We start from the raw sequence: 15,005 nt of genomic DNA, 5'->3' as shown, positions 1-15,005 counted from the left end.
GTGTCCGCCTCCCTCCTGCTCCAGACCCTCATCCTCGGGGTCCTGCTGGGCGGTCTGTACGCCCTGCTCGCGGCGGGCCTGACGCTGTACTTCGGCGTCATGCGCGTGGTGATGATCGCCCACTCGGCGTTCCTCATCCTCGCGGCCTACCTGGCGTGGCTCTTCCACCGCGAGACGGGGCTCGACCCCCTGCTCTCGCTGGTGGTGACCGTCCCGCTCTTCTTCGCGATGGGCTACCTCCTGCAGCGCGGGCTGATCGCCCGGCTGCGTCCGGCCACGCTGACGATGATGTCGGTGCTGCTGACCTTCGCCATCGCGCTGACCATCGAGGGCCTGCTCGGCTTCTTCTTCACGGGCACCCAGCGCCGCATCAACCTGGGCTACTCCGGCGCCAGCATCGAGTTCCTCGGCGCGCACATCGCGGTGGTGAAGCTGATCGCCTTCGCCCTGGCCGCCGCCGCGCTCGCCGGCCTGTTCGTCCTGCTCAAGGTGACCCGGTTCGGCCAGGCGCTGCGGGCGACGATCCAGCACCCCGAGGCGGCCCGCCTCCTCGGCGTGAACACCGACCGCATCGCGGGCTTCGGCTTCGGCCTCGGCCTCGCGACCGCCGCGATCGGCGGGACGGCGCTGGCGCTCGACTCGACCATCTACCCGTCGCTGCACTGGCACTGGATCGGCCCGCTCATGGCGATCATCGTCGTCGGCGGCCTGGGCAGCATCCCGGGCGCCGCCGCGGCCGCCCTGCTCCTGGGGGTCGGCCAGAGCCTGCTGCAGATCCCGATGGGCACCACGTGGGCGCAGACGGTCTTCTACATCGCGCTCTTCGCCACGCTCCTCGTCCGTCCCCAGGGATTCTTCGGAGGTCGTCTTGCCCAGCGCTTCTGACCAGGCCACCGCGCCGGCCACCGCGGCCGGCGGGTCCGACGCCGCCGGCGTCCGGTTCGACCGCATCCTCAAGGGCGTCAAGCTCGTCGCGCTCGTCGTGCTCGGCGCGCTGGTGCTCGCGTTCCCGTCCACCGCGTCCGACCCGTTCATCCTGTCGGTCGGCGTCGTCATCGCCAGCTACGCCGCGTTCGCGGTGTCCTGGAACTTCGTCGGCGGCTTCACGGGCTACATCTCGCTCGGCCACGCGGCGTACTCCGGTCTCGGCGGCTACGCCACCGCGCTGCTGGTGCTGCGCCTCGACCTCAACCCGTGGGTGGCGCTCGTCGCCGGTGCGGCGATCGTGGGGATCCTCGCGGTGCCGATCGGCATCGCCTCCCTGCGGGTGCGCGGCGCCTCGTTCGTGATCGTCTCGATCGCCCTGGTGCTGATCCTGCTCCTGATGGCGCAGTCGTGGGCCTCGCTCACCGGCGGCGCCCAGGGCCTGCGGGTCCCGCGCCCGTTCGGCACCGAGGTCCTGCGGCCCGAGCAGCACGAGCGGTTCTTCTACATCCACGTCGCGTTCGTGGCCGCCGCGCTGCTGCTGTGGTGGGCGATCGACCGCTCGCGCTTCGGCACCGGCCTCAAGGCCATCCGCGAGGACGAGGACAAGGCCCAGGCGCTCGGCGTGCCCACCGGCGCGTACAAGCTGACGGTCTTCGTGATGTCGGCGTTCCTCACGGCCATGGCCGGCGGCCTGTACGCCCTGTGGTTCGGCTACCTGGACCCGATCTTCCAGTTCTCCATCCTGATCGGCTCCTACATGGTGCTGATGAGCCTGCTCGGCGGCATCCGGAGCCTGTTCGGACCCGTGCTGGGTGCGGTCGTCGTCGGCTACTCGCTGGAGTTCTTCAAGGTCCACTACGGCGACTCCCAGTTCCACCTCGTCGCCCTGGGCCTGCTGCTCGCCCTGGTCGTGCTCTTCATGCCCGACGGCGTCCTGCCGGCGCTGGCGTCGCTGATCGACCGGTTCCGCCCCAAGCGCACCTCGATCCGCGAGATGACGGCCGAGCAGCTGCTCGAGCACAACCGCCGCATCGACGAGCAGCGGGCCGGCGAGCGCTCGCTCGAGACCGTCCCCCCGTCGTCGGACCGCACGGACGGCGACCGCACCGAGGAGGAGGGCCGATGACCGCGGCCGCGACCGAGTCGACCCGAGCCGGCGGCGCCCCCGCCGCCTCGCTCGCCACGGAGGGACTGACCAAGAGCTTCGGCGGCGTGCGCGCCATCGACGGCGCCTCCGTCACCTTCCACCACGGCAAGATCAACGCCCTGATCGGCCCCAACGGGTCGGGCAAGACGACGTTCTTCAACTGCGTGACCGGGATGATCAAGCCCGACGAGGGCAAGGTGACCTACCAGGGTCGCGACATCACGGCGAAGCCCCCGCACCGCATCGCGGCGGCCGGGATCGGCCGCAGCTTCCAGCTGTGCCGGATCTTCCCGCGGATGACCGTGCTGGAGAACATGCTGGTCGGGGTGCGCTCGCCGAGCGTGCTGCACCGGATGGCCGGCGCCCGCAACGCGGGCGACATCGCCAAGGCCCGCGAGCTGCTGCGCCGGGTGGGCATCGACCACCTCGAGCACTCCGAGGCCCGCGACATCTCCTACGGCCAGCAGAAGCTCCTCGAGCTGGCCGGCGTGCTGATGGTGGACCCCGAGACGATCATGCTCGACGAGCCCGCCGGCGGGGTGAACCCCGCCCTGATCGGGCGCATCGGCACCCTCGTGCGCGAGCTGAACGCCGAGGGCCGCACGTTCGTCATCGTCGAGCACAACATGGACATGGTGATGAGCCTGTCCGACCACGTCGTCGTCTTCGACCGCGGCCGCCCCATCGCCGAGGGACCGCCGTCCCTCGTGCAGAACGACCCACGAGTCCTGGAGGCCTACCTTGGTGTCTGACCTGCCCACCGCTGCCGCCGGCACCTCCAAGGACGCCGGCCGCCCCCTGCTCGAGCTCGTCGACGTCGAGGCCGGCTACGGCCGCGCCGCCCTGGTGCTGCGCGGGCTGACCGTGCGGGTGCCCGCTGCGAGCATCGTGTGCCTCGTCGGCCCGAACGGCGCCGGCAAGTCCACCGTCCTCAAGGTCGCCAGCGGGATGCTGACCCCCCGCTCGGGCAAGATCCTGGTCGACGGCAAGGACGTCACCCGCAACGGCGCCCAGGACATGATCAAGGCCGGCCTCTCGCACGTGCTCCAGGGCCACTCCGTGTTCAAGGAGATGACGGTCGCGGAGAACGTGGGCCTCGGCGCCTACACGGTGCGCGACAAGGCCGTGATCGCCGAGCGCACCGACTTCGTCAAGACGCTGTTCCCGATCGTCGCCGAGCGCTGGGGCGACCTGGCCGGCGCCCTCTCGGGCGGCCAGCAGAAGCAGGTGGAGTTCGCCCGCTCGCTGATGGTCAGCCCCAAGGTCGTGCTGCTCGACGAGCCGAGCATGGGCCTCGACCCGAAGCGCACCAGCGCGATGTTCGAGCAGGTCGTGCGGATGCGCGACGCGGGCATCGCCGTGCTGCTGGTCGAGCAGAACGCCCGCCGGGCGCTCGAGACGGCCGACATCGGCTGCGTGCTCGACCTGGGCCGCGTCCACATCACGGGGCCCGCGCCCGAGCTGCTGGCCGACCCGCGCCTGGGCGAGCTCTACCTGGGCGGCCGCCCGTCGACATCGTCGTCGACCTCCGCGCCGGCCTCCGCCGGCTCCGGCGCCACCTCCTGACGCCCTCCCCACCACGAGGAAGAAGAACCATGACCGTCCACACCCAGCGCATCATCATGAACGGCGTCACCGGCCGGATGGGCTACCGCCAGCACCTGCTGCGCTCCGTGCTCGCGATCCGCGACGAGGGCGGCATCGAGCTGCCCGACGGCGACCGGATCCAGGTCGAGCCGATCCTGGTCGGCCGCAACGCCGAGAAGCTGCGCTCGCTCGCCGAGCAGCACGACGTCGCCGCCTGGAGCACCGACCTCGACGAGGTCCTCGCCGACGACTCCGCGAGCATCTACTTCGACGCCCAGGTCACCTCGGAGCGCAAGAAGGCGATCCTCAAGGCGCTGGCCGCCGGCAAGCACGTCTACACCGAGAAGCCCCTGGCCGAGAGCGTCGACGAGGGCCTCGAGATCGCGGAGGCCGGCGCCGCCGCGGGCACGATCAACGGCGTCGTGCACGACAAGATCTTCCTGCCGGGCCTGGTCAAGCTGAAGCGCCTCATCGACGGCGGCTTCTTCGGCCGCGTGCTGTCGGTGCGCGGCGAGTTCGGCTACTGGGTCTTCGAGGGCGACTGGCAGCCCGCGCAGCGCCCGAGCTGGAACTACCGGGCCGCCGACGGCGGCGGCATGGTCCTCGACATGTTCTGCCACTGGAACTACGTCTTCGAGCACCTCTTCGGCCGCGTCGACGCCGTGATGGCCAAGGCCGTCACCCACGTCCCCGAGCGGTGGGACGAGCGCGGCGAGCGCTACGACGCGACGGCCGACGACGCGGCGTACGGCCTGTTCGAGATCGGCGACGTCATCGTCTCGATGAACTCCTCGTGGGCCACCCGCGTCGAGCGCAAGGAGCTCGTCGAGTTCCACGTCGACGGCACGCACGGCTCGGCCGTCGCCGGCCTGTTCGGCTGCCGGATCCAGCCGCGCGAGCGCACCCCGAAGCCGGTGTGGAACCCCGACCTGCCCACCGACCTCGACTTCCGCTCGCAGTGGGACGAGGTGCCCGACAACCAGGAGTTCACCAACGGGTTCCGGTCGCAGTGGGAGGCCTACCTCCTCGACGTGCACCACGGCCGCCCGCACCCGTACGACTTCATGTCGGCCGTGCGCGGTCTCGAGCTGGTCGACGCCGGCCTGACGTCGTCGAACGAGGGCCGTCGCGTGGTGCTGGAGACGAGGACGTCGTGACCACCGACCTGGACACCGGGCTCGCCGTCGAGCTCGACCCCGGGCTGCGCGCCGGGTCGGCCGGTGAGGGCCCTCAGGTGCTGCTGCCGCGGCGCGACGGCTCGCTCGCCGCGCTGCGGCTCGGCGCCCCGGGGGCCTGGGTCGACCACCCGGGCCGGTACGCCTCCCGCGAGGTGTTCGCGGCCGCGCACGTCGTGGCCGACCCCTTCGGCGACAACGTGCCGGGCGCGCCCGCCGCGATCGACTGGGACGCCACGCTGGCCTTCCGCCACGAGCTGTTCCGCTACGGCTTCGGCGTCGCCGAGGCAATGGACACGGCCCAGCGCAACATGGGCCTGGACTGGGCGGGCACGCAGGAGCTGGTGCGCCGCTCCGCCGCGCAGGCCAAGGCGGCCGGCGCGCGGATCGCCTCCGGTGCGGGCACCGACCACAAGGGCGTGCTGGGCAGCGTCGACGAGGTGGCGCTGGCGTACCTCGAGCAGGTCGAGCACGTGGAGGCCTGCGGGTCCCAGGTGATCGTGATGGCGTCGCGGCACCTGGCCGCGGTCGCCCGCGACGCCGAGGACTACGCGGCGGTCTACGACCGGGTGCTCGGGCAGGTCGCCGAGCCGGTCGTGCTGCACTGGCTGGGGGAGGCCTTCGACCCGCAGCTGCGGGGCTACTGGGGCACCAGCGACGTGGAGACCGCCACGGCGACCTTCCTCGAGATCGTGCGGGCCCACGCGGCCAAGATCGACGGCGTCAAGGTCTCGCTGCTCTCCGCGGAGCACGAGCGCGGCCTGCGCGCGGCCCTGCCCGAGGGCGTGCGGCTCTACACCGGCGACGACTTCAACTACCCGGAGCTGATCAAGGGCGACGGCACGCACCACTCGGACGCGCTGCTGGGCGCGTTCGCCGCGGTCGCGCCGGCGGCCTCGGCGGCGCTCGTCGCGCTCGACGCCGGGGACCACGCGGCGTACGACGCGGCCATGGCGCCGACGCTGCCGCTCTCGCGCCACGTCTTCGAGGCCCCGACCTTCTACTACAAGACCGGCATCGCGTTCCTGTCGTGGCTCAACGGCCACCAGCGGGGCTTCACGATGCTGGGCGGCCTGCAGGCCGGCCGCGACGCGGTGCACCTCGGCCGCGTCGTCGAGCTCGCCGACGCCGCCGGGCTGCTGCGCGACCCGGACCTGGCGGCGGCACGGTGGACGGCGTACCTGCGCACCGCGGGGGTCGAGGCGTGAGCGCCGTCGACCAGCCGTCCGGGCTGCCGGCCCGGACGCCGACGCCGCAGCCGGGCGACCCGCGTCTCGCGCGCCTGTCGCTCAACCAGCGCACGACGGCCGAGTGGTCGCTGGCCGAGGCGGTCGACGGCTGCGTGCGGGCCGGCGTGCCGTCGATCGGCGTGTGGCGCGAGCCGGTCGCCGAGGTGGGCCTCGACAAGGCGGTACGCCTGGTGGCCGACGCGGGCCTGCGGGTCTCCTCGGTCTGCCGCGGGGGGTTCTTCACCGGCCCGCCGTCCACGGCGCGGGCGGCGCACGACGAGAACCTGCGGGCGCTCGACGAGACCGCGGCGCTGGGGGCGCCGGTGCTCGTGCTGGTGCCGGGCGGGCTGCCGGAGGGCGACCGGGACCTGGCGGGCGCGCGGGGCCGCGCGGCCGAGGCCGTCGCCGCCCTCGTGCCCGAGGCACGGGCGCGGGGCGTGCGGCTCGGCATCGAGCCCATGCACCCGATCTACGCCGCCGACCGCGGCGTCGTCTCGACGCTCGCGCAGGCCCTCGACATCGCCGAGGACCACCCGGCGGACGTCGTCGGGGTCGTCGTCGACACGTTCCACCTGTGGTGGGAGCCGGGCGTCCTGGAGCAGGTGGCGCGCGCGGGGGAGCGCATCGCCAGCTACCAGCTCGCCGACTGGATCACGCCGCTGCCGCCGGACGCGCTGCTCTCGCGCGGCATGGTCGGCGACGGCCACGTCGACTTCGCGTCGTTCACCGCCGCGGTCGCCGCGACGGGCTACGCCGGCGACGTCGAGGTCGAGATCTTCAACGCCGACCTGTGGGCGGCGCCGGGCGACGAGGTCGTCGCCACGCTCGCCCGTCGCTACACGGAGCTCGTGGAGCCCCACCTGGCCTGACCCGCTCGACCACCTTCGTCGGGCACGGGTGCCCGGCTCTCTCGGGAAGGACACCCATGTCCGACGTCTCCACCAGCACCACCCCCGGCACCACCCCCGGCACCACCCTGCGCGCCAGCCGCCGCGCCGCCCTGCTCGCCCCGGCCGCCCTGGCCGCCGGGGCGGTCGGGGCGGCCCCGCTGCTGGGCGCCGCCCCCGCCGCCGCACGCCCGCGCGGCACCGCGGGCCGCGGGCGTACCGCTCTCGTCGTCCCACGGGCCGAGGCCCGCGACTGGGACCCCGTGGCCCCTGAGAAGTGGTCGTTCACCGGCCGCGAGGTCGTGCTCGTCGAGCGCGGCGAGGCGCCCGCAGGCCCGCGGCGGCCGTTCGAGTACGCCGTCGTCACGCGCGGCCCGGAGCTCGCCTCGTTCCACCTCACCGCGCAGGTGCGCATCGACGAGCCGGTGAGCCGCAACGACCGCGACGTCGTGCTGCTGTGGAACGTCACGTCGCCGACGCGCTTCCACTACGTGCACCTGTCGCAGGACAACGCGATCTACCCCCACAACGGGATCTTCCGCGTCGACGACGCCGACCGTGTGCGCATCGACGACCAGTGGGACGGCGCCGTGGGCGCGCCGCCCGCGATCGACGACACCGACTGGCACCGGGTGCACCTGAGCGTCGACGTGCGCAGCGGGCGCATCGCCGTCGGTCTCGACGGCGCCCGGCGGCCCCTGATGACCGCGACCGACCGCACCTTCACGGGCGGGCGGATCGGCTTCGGCTCGTTCGACAACCACGGCCGCGTGCGCGGCCTCGTCGCGCTCGGCACCGTCGCGCGCTGACCCCTCGACGTCGCCGCCCGGCACACCGCCCCCGACCACGGGGGCGGGGGCGGTGCGGCTGCCGGCGGCCACCGGCAGCAGCGGTTGAACCAACCACCTCCCACGGTAGCCCCGTGGGGCAGACGAGGAGCACCCTCATGAGAAGTTCCCCCCGCCTGGTCGCGCTCGTCGCGGCCGGGATGCTCGCGGCGCTCGCCGCGCCCGCCACGGCGACGGGCTCCGCCGCCGGCTTCACCACCACGACCGGCGACGAGCGGATCTCCGACCCGGTCCCCGAGGACCCCCGGGCCTCCTCGCTCGGGATCGTGCTCGAGGAGTACCACCAGTTCCCCGAGACCGAGTCGGTGCCGCCGGCGACCGACTACCGCCTCCAGCGGCACGCGCGGATCAACCACATCGGCGACGTGCCCGACGGCTCGGGACGCCAGTTCGTGCCGGACCTCAACGGTCCGCTCTACTTCCTCGAGGACGGCGAGGAGCAGGTCTACCTCGACGTCCGCGGGCAGTTCCCGGACTTCTTCTCCGGCCGGGGCATGGGCAGCGGGTTCGGCTTCGCGACGTTCCACCCGGAGTTCGAGGACAACGGGGTCTTCTACACCGTGCACACCGAGCAGTTCGGGGCGATCGGCACGAAGCCGCTGACCTACCCGGGCCAGAGCCGCGAGTTCTCCCACTCGGTCGTCACCGAGTGGACCGCCGACGACCCTGCGGCCGACACCTTCAGCGGCGAGAGCCGCGAGGTCATGCGGCTCGGGTTCTTCTCGCAGATCCACGCCATCCAGCAGATCGACTTCAACCCGACCGCCCGTCCGGGCAGCGCCGACTACGGGATGCTGTACCTCGCTGTGGGCGACGGCGGCGCGGCGCTCGGCACCGACGTCCCGCAGGACCCGGCGACGCCCTACGGCAAGATCCTGCGGATCGACCCGACCGGCACGGACGGCCCGAACGGGCAGTACGGCATCCCCGACGACAACCCCTTCGTGGGCGACGAGGGCTGGATCGGCGAGATCTGGGCGATCGGCCTGCGCGACCCGCACCGCTTCTCGTGGGACGCCCGCTCGCCGCACCGGATGTACCTGGGCCACATCGGCCAGCGCGCCATCGAGGCCGTCTACGAGGTGCGTCCCGGCGACAACTACGGCTGGAGCGAGCGCGAGGGCCGGTTCGTCTTCGACGAGACCGACGAGTGCGCCCTCTACCCGCTGCCGGAGGACGACGAGGACTTCGGCTACACCTACCCGGTCATCGCCTACGACCACGACCCGCCGGCGGGCTGGCCGTGCGCCGCGGACAGCGGCCACGCGCTGGGCGGCGGGTACGTCTACCGCGGCCGTGACCTGCCGCTGCTGCGTGGCAAGTACGTCTTCGGCGACATCGTCGACGGTCGCGTCTACTGGGCCGAGTCCGGCCAGATGCGCCGCGAGACGGGCCGTGAGGCCACGCTGCACGAGATGCAGGTCTTCGACACCGACGGACGCCGCCTGCGGCTGACCGACCTCGCCGGCGACACCCGCGTCGACCTGCGCTTCGGCGCCGACGCCGAGGGCGAGCTGTACCTGCTGTCCAAGGCCAACGGGAAGATCTGGAAGGTCGTCGGGACCCGCGTCGTGCCGCAGACCCCGCCGGTCGACCGGCGCATCGCCGACGACGTCGTGGCCCGCTACGACTTCGAGCACCCGCTCGCGGTCGACGGCACCCGCGAGGAGGACGCCGGCCCGTCCGGCACCCTGCTCTCGCTCGTCGGTGGCGGCAAGGAGCAGCGTCAGCTCGGCGGTGCCTACGGCGGCAGCATCTCGTCGCTGCGCACCCAGCAGGTCGGCACGACCCCCGGCGCGGACGACTGGCGCGCCGGCGTCTGGGACCCCGAGGGGGTGGAGAGCCTCGACCGCCTGGCGGGGGCCGAGCAGATCACCGTGATGGGCTGGTTCAACGTCAGCGGCGACACCTACCCGCTGCCGAACACGACGACGCCCGATCCGAACGACCGCTACAACGCGGTGGGCCTGGCCGGCGTGCTCAGCGGCAACTCCGACGGGCACGGGGTGCGGGCGCTCATCGAGCTGATCCAGGTCGACGGGGAGCTCAAGCTCGTCGCGCTGGGCCGCCGGCTCGACACGGGGGCCTCGCAGACGCTCGCGGCCGACGCCGACTGGCGCCGCCTGCTCCCGCCGGACACGTGGGTGCACCTGGCGGCCACGTTCGACTACACGACGGGCCAGATGCAGCTCTTCCGCAACGGGGTGCCGCTCGCGGCGTCCTACACCACCCCGGGCGACCCGTGGCAGGTCGACGGGACGGGCACGAGCGACACGCTGCCCCGCGGCATCAAGATCGGCGGCTCGTTCCCCCAGGGCGGTCAGGAGCGCAACCCGTGCAACTGCTCGTTCGACGAGCTGGTGTTCCTGGACCGCGCCGTGACCCGGTCGGAGGTGCTGACGCAGTACCTGCGCTACCGGGTCTCCCGGTGAGCCGCTAGCGGCTCCGGCGGGGCCTCATCCGGGTCCGGGCACGACGCCCGGACCCGGGTGGGGCGCGGCGTGCGAGGGGTGAGATCCTGGCGCACGCCGCTGCCCGCGGCACCGGCGAACGGCTCGATTTCCTCTCCGACCACGGGGTGTGTATCGTTCCCCGTCGCTTGCCCCTTTAGCTCAGTCGGCAGAGCGTCTCCATGGTAAGGAGAAGGTCTACGGTTCGATTCCGTAAAGGGGCTCTGGGTGAAGGGCCCGGCACCGGTCGCGAGACCGGGGCCGGGCCCGATTCCCGGAATGGCGGGGTAGCTCAGACGGTTAGAGCGCACGACTCATAATCGTGAGGTCGCGGGTTCGATACCCGCCCCCGCTACCAGTTCGACCAGCACCACTCGACCGAAGGACACTCCCGTGGCCAGCAAGAGCTCTGACGTTCGCCCGAAGATCACGCTCGCCTGCGTGGACTGCAAGGAGCGGAACTACATCACCAAGAAGAACCGTCGCAACGACCCCGACCGGCTGGAGCTGAAGAAGTTCTGCCCGCGGTGCCGCGACCACACGGCGCACCGCGAGACCCGCTGAGGTCGCGACGCACACGCCCCACGAGGCGGTCATCCCACACCGGGGTGGCCGCCTCGCGTGCGTCCGGCGGCCGTGCGGGCCGACCGCGCGGTAACCGCTAGCGTGAGACCCATGAGCCTGGACAGCACCCTGGTGGGGCGCACGTTCCCCGCCACGCCGCCGTACCGCGTCAGCGACGAGAAGGTGGCGGAGTTCGCCGCCGCGGTGGGGCAGGAGTACGCGCCGGGCGGCGCCGTGCCCGCCACGTTCCCGATCGTGCTGGCCTTCGCCGCGATGAACGACTTCCTCGACACGGTCGGCGTGGACCTCTCGCGCATCGTTCACGGCGAGCAGAAGTTCGCCTACGAGCGTCCGATCGTCGCCGGCGACGTGCTGAGCACCGCGCTGACGGTCGCCTCGCTGCGCCAGATCGGCGGCAACGACATCATCGGCACCCGCAGCGACGTCACCGACGCCGACGGCACCCTGGTCTGCTCGACCAGCGCCGTCCTCGTGCACCGGGGAGCGGCCGCGTGAGCGCCGCGACCGGCTCGACGCCCGCCCTCGAGGCCGGCCAGCAGCTCGAGCCCCGTGCGTACGCCGTCACCCGCGCCGACCTGGTGCGCTACGCCGGCGCCAGCGGCGACTTCAACCCCATCCACTGGTCCGAGCGCGTCGCCACCCTGGTGGGCCTGCCCGGCGTCATCGCCCACGGCATGTTCACCCAGGCGCTGGCCGCCCGCGCGGTCGCGGAGTGGACCGGCGGGGCCGAGGTCGTCGAGCTGGCCGGCAAGTTCACCAACCCCGTCGTCGTCCCCGACGACGACACCGGCGTCGAGGTGGTCGTGGCGGCCACCGTCCGCTCCGTCGAGGACGGCCTCGCGACGCTCGCCCTCGAGGTGACGTGCGGCGGCACGAAGGTGCTCGGCAACCCCCGGGCGGTCGTGCGTGCCTGAGGCGCTGCTGGCCGACCACACCACGCTGCGGCTCGGCGGGCCCGCCGCGCGCTTCGTCGAGGCGACGACCGAGGAGGAGCTCCTCGCCGCCGTCACCGGGGCCGACGCCGCGGGCACCCCGGTGCTGCTGGTGGCGGGCGGCTCCAACCTGGTCGTCGCCGACGCCGGCTTCGACGGCCTCGTCGTCAAGGTCGCCACGCGCGGTGTCGTCGCCGACCACGAGGGTGACGACCCGACGTGCGGCGGCGTGCTGGTGCGGGTCGCGGCGGGGGAGCCGTGGGACCCGTTCGTCGCCCGCGCCGTCGGCCACGGGTGGGCGGGCGTCGAGGCCCTCTCGGGCATCCCGGGGGCCGTCGGCTCCACGCCGATCCAGAACGTCGGGGCCTACGGCCAGGAGGTCGCCGACACCATCGCCTCGGTGCGCACCTGGGACCGCCGCGAGCAGCGGCAGGCCACCTTCGCGGCCGCCGACTGCGGCTTCGCCTACCGCCACAGCCGGTTCAAGGCCGAGCCGGACCGCTACCTCGTGCTCGAGGTGACCTTCCAGCTCGCCGTCGGGTCGACGGGCTCGCCGGTGCGCTACGCCGAGCTGGCGCGCACTCTCGGGGTCGAGACGGGCGCCCGCGCCCCGCTGGCGGAGGTGCGCGACGCGGTGCTGGCGCTGCGGCGCGGCAAGGGGATGGTGCTGGACGCCGACGACCACGACACCTGGAGCGCGGGGTCGTTCTTCACCAACCCGGTGCTGAGCACCGACCAGGCGGCCGCCCTGCCGCCCGAGGCGCCGGCGTACCCCATGCCCGACGGGTCCGTGAAGTCCAGCGCCGCCTGGCTGATCGACCACGCCGGCTTCGCCAAGGGGTACGCCCCGCACCCCGACGCCCGCGTGAGCCTGTCGACGAAGCACCCCCTCGCGCTGACCAACCGCGGCGGGGCGAGCACCGAGGAGCTGCTGGCGCTCGCGCGCGAGGTGCGTGACGGCGTCGAGGCGCGCTTCGGCGTCCGGCTCGTCAACGAGCCGGTCACCGTCGGCTGCGCGCTCTGAGGCGTCGCTACGGCGAGGTGCTGACGGCGAGCGCGGCGATCAGCGCGGCCACGGCGAGCACGGCGAGCGCCAGGAGCACGCTGCCGACGATGCCCATGATCTTGCCGGCCCGCGCGGCGCTCTCGCCGCCGAGCGCGCCGTTCGACGCCTCGATCTCGCGCAGCGCCTTGGCGCCCACGCCCCACGCGAAGGGGGAGACGAGCAGGCCGAGGCCCATGAAGCTGACGCCGAGGAACAGCCCGACCGCGCCGAGGACCAACGCCGTGGTCGCCTGCGGGTGGTCGGGCGGGTTGATGAACCCCAAGTAGGGCACGGGGCCCGTGCTCGCCGGCTTCACGTAGCCGGCGGGCTGCCCGGGCTGCTGCGCGTACGGCTGGCCGTACGGCTGGCTGTAGGGGGAGGTCTGCGGGTACGCCTGGGCGTACGGCGTCGTGGGCGGCCCGGCCTCGGGGCCGGGGGAGCCCCACGCGGGGCCCGCGCCCCAGGGCGAGGCGGGCCCGGTCGGGGCGTCCGGGTCCGGCGCGCCCGGGCCCTGGCGAGGTGCGTCGTCGTTCACGCCGCCGAGTCTCCCAGCCAGGCGTCCACCGCGGCCAGGGCCTCGACGCGCCGGTCCTCGGGCATCCGGGCGGCGCGGAACGACATCCGGGCCAGCTCGGCGAGGGTGGCGTCGTCGAGGTCGTGCGCGGCGCGCATGGTGGCGTACTGCCCGGCCAGCCGCGATCCGAACAGCAGGGGGTCGTCGGCGCCGAGGGCGACCGTCGCGCCGGCGGCCATCAGCTCCGGCACCGGCACCGAGCCGAGGTCGCCGTAGACGCCGAGCGAGACGTTCGAGGTCGGGCACACCTCCAGCGCGACGCCGGCGGCGACGACCCGGTCGAGCACCCGCGGGTCGTCGATCGCGCGCACGCCGTGCCCGATCCGGTCGGCGCCCAGGTGGTCGAGCACGGCGCTCACCGACTCCGGGCCGAGCAGCTCGCCGCCGTGGGGCACGAGGGCGAGGCCCGAGCGCCGGGCGATGTCGAAGGCGCGCGCGAAGTCGGCCGTGACCCCGCGTCGCTCGTCGTTCGAGAGGCCGAAGCCGACCACGCCGCGCCCGGCGTACTGCCCCGCGAGGCGGGCGAGCGCGCGGGCGTCGAGGGGGTGCCGGGTGCGGTTGGCGGCGATGACGACGGCCATGCCGAGGCCGGTGGCCCGCGACGCCTCGCGCACCGCGTCGAGCACGAGGTCGGTGAACTCCGTCATCCCGCCGAACCGGGCGCCGTAGCCGCTGGGGTCCACCTGGATCTCCAGCCAGCGGCCGCCGTCGCGCACGTCGTCCTCCGCGGCCTCCCGCACGAGCCGGCGCACGTCGGCCTCGGTGCGCAGCACGGACCGGGCGACGTCGTAGAGGCGCTGGAAGCGGAACCACCCCTTCTCGTCGCCCGCCGAGAGGTGGGGCGGCCACTCGTGCGCGAGCGCGTCGGGCAGCCGCACGCCCTCGCGCTCCGCGAGCTCGAGCAGCGTCGCGTGGCGCATCGAGCCGGTGAAGTGGAGGTGCAGGTGGGCCTTGGGGAGGGTGTCGAGCGGGCGTCGGGAGCTCGCCTCGTCGGCGGGTGGGCGCTGCGCTGCGGACATGCGGGGCATCGTAGGGGCCGCCCGGTCCCGGGGGTCGATTTGGACGCGGGGTTCGCGGTGCACGTAGACTCCACCGCTGGTGGTACGTCCGCTCCGTCCGTCGCGTCCGCGAGGGCGTCCGGGAGGAGCGCGAGGGACCGCCGTAGGGCACTAGCTCAACTGGCAGAGCATCGGTCTCCAAAACCGAAGGTTGGGGGTTCAAGTCCCTCGTGCCCTGCGAGGACATCCGTGTCTCCCGCGCCGGGAGTGCGGCGTACGGGTAGGCGACGAAGGGTGGACAGCGTGTCGGACGCGGACGGCAGCGCGGTGCGCAGCTCGAAGGACGACGACGCTCGGGGTGACGACAAGGTCCGCACGGGCCCGCTCACCTTCTACAAGCAGGTCGTCGCCGAGCTGCGGAAGGTCGTCTGGCCGACGCAGCCGCAGCTCGTCACCTACTTCATCGTGGTGATGGTCTTCGTGCTGTTCATGATCGCGTTCGTCTCGCTGCTGGACCTCGGGTTCGGCCGGCTGGCGTTCGAGATCTTCACGACCAGCGGAGAGTGACCCCGCCCCGTCGCCCTGGTCCACCGGGACGGCGCAGGTGACCGACCCCCCATT

At 73.3% G+C, this 15,005-nt stretch carries 16 protein-coding genes and 3 tRNA genes; 17 read left to right on the top strand and 2 right to left on the bottom strand.

Annotation, left to right across the window (positions count from 1 at the left end):
* The 15 genes from RDV89_RS03205 (at nucleotide 1) to RDV89_RS03135 (ending at nucleotide 12,791) form a co-directional block, all read left to right on the top strand.
* Entirely contained in the window at nucleotides 1-885 is an 885-nt protein-coding gene (locus RDV89_RS03205) for a branched-chain amino acid ABC transporter permease (protein ID WP_315731238.1), read from the top strand.
* The gene (locus RDV89_RS03200; protein WP_315731236.1) at nucleotides 869-2,053 is read left to right on the top strand and encodes a branched-chain amino acid ABC transporter permease; all 1,185 of its coding nucleotides are present in this window, start codon (nucleotides 869-871) and stop codon (nucleotides 2,051-2,053) included. Before RDV89_RS03205 ends, RDV89_RS03200 begins: the two co-directional genes overlap by 17 nt.
* Nucleotides 2,050-2,826, top strand: coding sequence for an ABC transporter ATP-binding protein (locus RDV89_RS03195; protein ID WP_315731234.1), 777 nt, complete (start codon nucleotides 2,050-2,052; stop codon nucleotides 2,824-2,826). Before RDV89_RS03200 ends, RDV89_RS03195 begins: the two co-directional genes overlap by 4 nt.
* The gene (locus RDV89_RS03190; protein WP_315731233.1) at nucleotides 2,819-3,640 is read left to right on the top strand and encodes an ABC transporter ATP-binding protein; all 822 of its coding nucleotides are present in this window, start codon (nucleotides 2,819-2,821) and stop codon (nucleotides 3,638-3,640) included. Before RDV89_RS03195 ends, RDV89_RS03190 begins: the two co-directional genes overlap by 8 nt.
* Before the next feature lie 29 nt (nucleotides 3,641-3,669).
* Nucleotides 3,670-4,818: a Gfo/Idh/MocA family protein gene (locus tag RDV89_RS03185; RefSeq protein ID WP_315731231.1), complete on the top strand. Its 1,149-nt coding sequence runs from the start codon at nucleotides 3,670-3,672 to the stop codon at nucleotides 4,816-4,818.
* Nucleotides 4,815-6,044 (top strand): dihydrodipicolinate synthase family protein, encoded by a 1,230-nt coding sequence (locus RDV89_RS03180; protein ID WP_315731230.1) that lies wholly within the window; start codon nucleotides 4,815-4,817, stop codon nucleotides 6,042-6,044. Before RDV89_RS03185 ends, RDV89_RS03180 begins: the two co-directional genes overlap by 4 nt.
* Nucleotides 6,041-6,934: a sugar phosphate isomerase/epimerase family protein gene (locus RDV89_RS03175; protein WP_315731228.1), complete on the top strand. Its 894-nt coding sequence runs from the start codon at nucleotides 6,041-6,043 to the stop codon at nucleotides 6,932-6,934. The genes RDV89_RS03180 and RDV89_RS03175 overlap by 4 nt, the downstream gene beginning before the upstream one ends.
* A 56-nt stretch (nucleotides 6,935-6,990) precedes the next feature.
* Nucleotides 6,991-7,761 (top strand): hypothetical protein, encoded by a 771-nt coding sequence (locus RDV89_RS03170; protein WP_315731226.1) that lies wholly within the window; start codon nucleotides 6,991-6,993, stop codon nucleotides 7,759-7,761.
* 137 nt (nucleotides 7,762-7,898) lie between these two features.
* A complete protein-coding gene (locus RDV89_RS03165) occupies nucleotides 7,899-10,232 on the top strand; it encodes a PQQ-dependent sugar dehydrogenase (protein WP_315731224.1) in 2,334 nt (777 codons plus the stop codon).
* Nucleotides 10,233-10,401: 169 nt separating this feature from the next.
* Nucleotides 10,402-10,474, top strand: a tRNA-Thr gene (locus tag RDV89_RS03160).
* 57 nt (nucleotides 10,475-10,531) lie between these two features.
* Nucleotides 10,532-10,608 (top strand) — tRNA-Met (locus RDV89_RS03155).
* Nucleotides 10,609-10,643: 35 nt separating this feature from the next.
* Complete coding sequence (gene rpmG, locus RDV89_RS03150) at nucleotides 10,644-10,814, top strand: 50S ribosomal protein L33 (protein ID WP_315731222.1); 171 nt, start codon at nucleotides 10,644-10,646, stop codon at nucleotides 10,812-10,814.
* A gap of 111 nt (nucleotides 10,815-10,925) precedes the next feature.
* Complete coding sequence (locus RDV89_RS03145) at nucleotides 10,926-11,330, top strand: FAS1-like dehydratase domain-containing protein (RefSeq protein WP_315731220.1); 405 nt, start codon at nucleotides 10,926-10,928, stop codon at nucleotides 11,328-11,330.
* Nucleotides 11,327-11,749 carry a MaoC/PaaZ C-terminal domain-containing protein gene (locus RDV89_RS03140; RefSeq protein ID WP_315731218.1) on the top strand — a complete coding sequence of 141 codons (423 nt, stop codon included), beginning with the start codon at nucleotides 11,327-11,329 and terminating at the stop codon, nucleotides 11,747-11,749. Before RDV89_RS03145 ends, RDV89_RS03140 begins: the two co-directional genes overlap by 4 nt.
* Nucleotides 11,742-12,791, top strand: coding sequence for a UDP-N-acetylmuramate dehydrogenase (locus RDV89_RS03135; protein WP_315731216.1), 1,050 nt, complete (start codon nucleotides 11,742-11,744; stop codon nucleotides 12,789-12,791). Before RDV89_RS03140 ends, RDV89_RS03135 begins: the two co-directional genes overlap by 8 nt.
* Before the next feature lie 7 nt (nucleotides 12,792-12,798).
* Here the strand turns inward: RDV89_RS03135 and RDV89_RS03130 are convergent, their stop codons facing one another.
* Nucleotides 12,799-13,347 carry a hypothetical protein gene (locus tag RDV89_RS03130; RefSeq protein ID WP_315731214.1) on the bottom strand — a complete coding sequence of 183 codons (549 nt, stop codon included), beginning with the start codon at nucleotides 13,345-13,347 and terminating at the stop codon, nucleotides 12,799-12,801.
* Nucleotides 13,344-14,405 (bottom strand): adenosine deaminase, encoded by a 1,062-nt coding sequence (locus tag RDV89_RS03125; protein WP_315731212.1) that lies wholly within the window; start codon nucleotides 14,403-14,405, stop codon nucleotides 13,344-13,346. Before RDV89_RS03125 ends, RDV89_RS03130 begins: the two co-directional genes overlap by 4 nt.
* Before the next feature lie 144 nt (nucleotides 14,406-14,549).
* On the opposite strand from RDV89_RS03125, the gene RDV89_RS03120 reads away from it, so the two are divergent.
* Nucleotides 14,550-14,622: transfer RNA gene (locus RDV89_RS03120), tRNA-Trp, on the top strand.
* 65 nt (nucleotides 14,623-14,687) lie between these two features.
* Nucleotides 14,688-14,951 (top strand): preprotein translocase subunit SecE, encoded by a 264-nt coding sequence (secE, locus tag RDV89_RS03115; RefSeq protein ID WP_315731210.1) that lies wholly within the window; start codon nucleotides 14,688-14,690, stop codon nucleotides 14,949-14,951.
* Nucleotides 14,952-15,005: the final 54 nt, after the last annotated feature.

Source organism: Nocardioides imazamoxiresistens, assembly GCF_032378595.1.
GTDB lineage: Bacteria > Actinomycetota > Actinomycetes > Propionibacteriales > Nocardioidaceae > Nocardioides > Nocardioides imazamoxiresistens.
The sequence above is the reverse complement of the archived record's forward strand: the minus strand, read 5'-3'. Positions and strand labels throughout refer to the sequence as shown.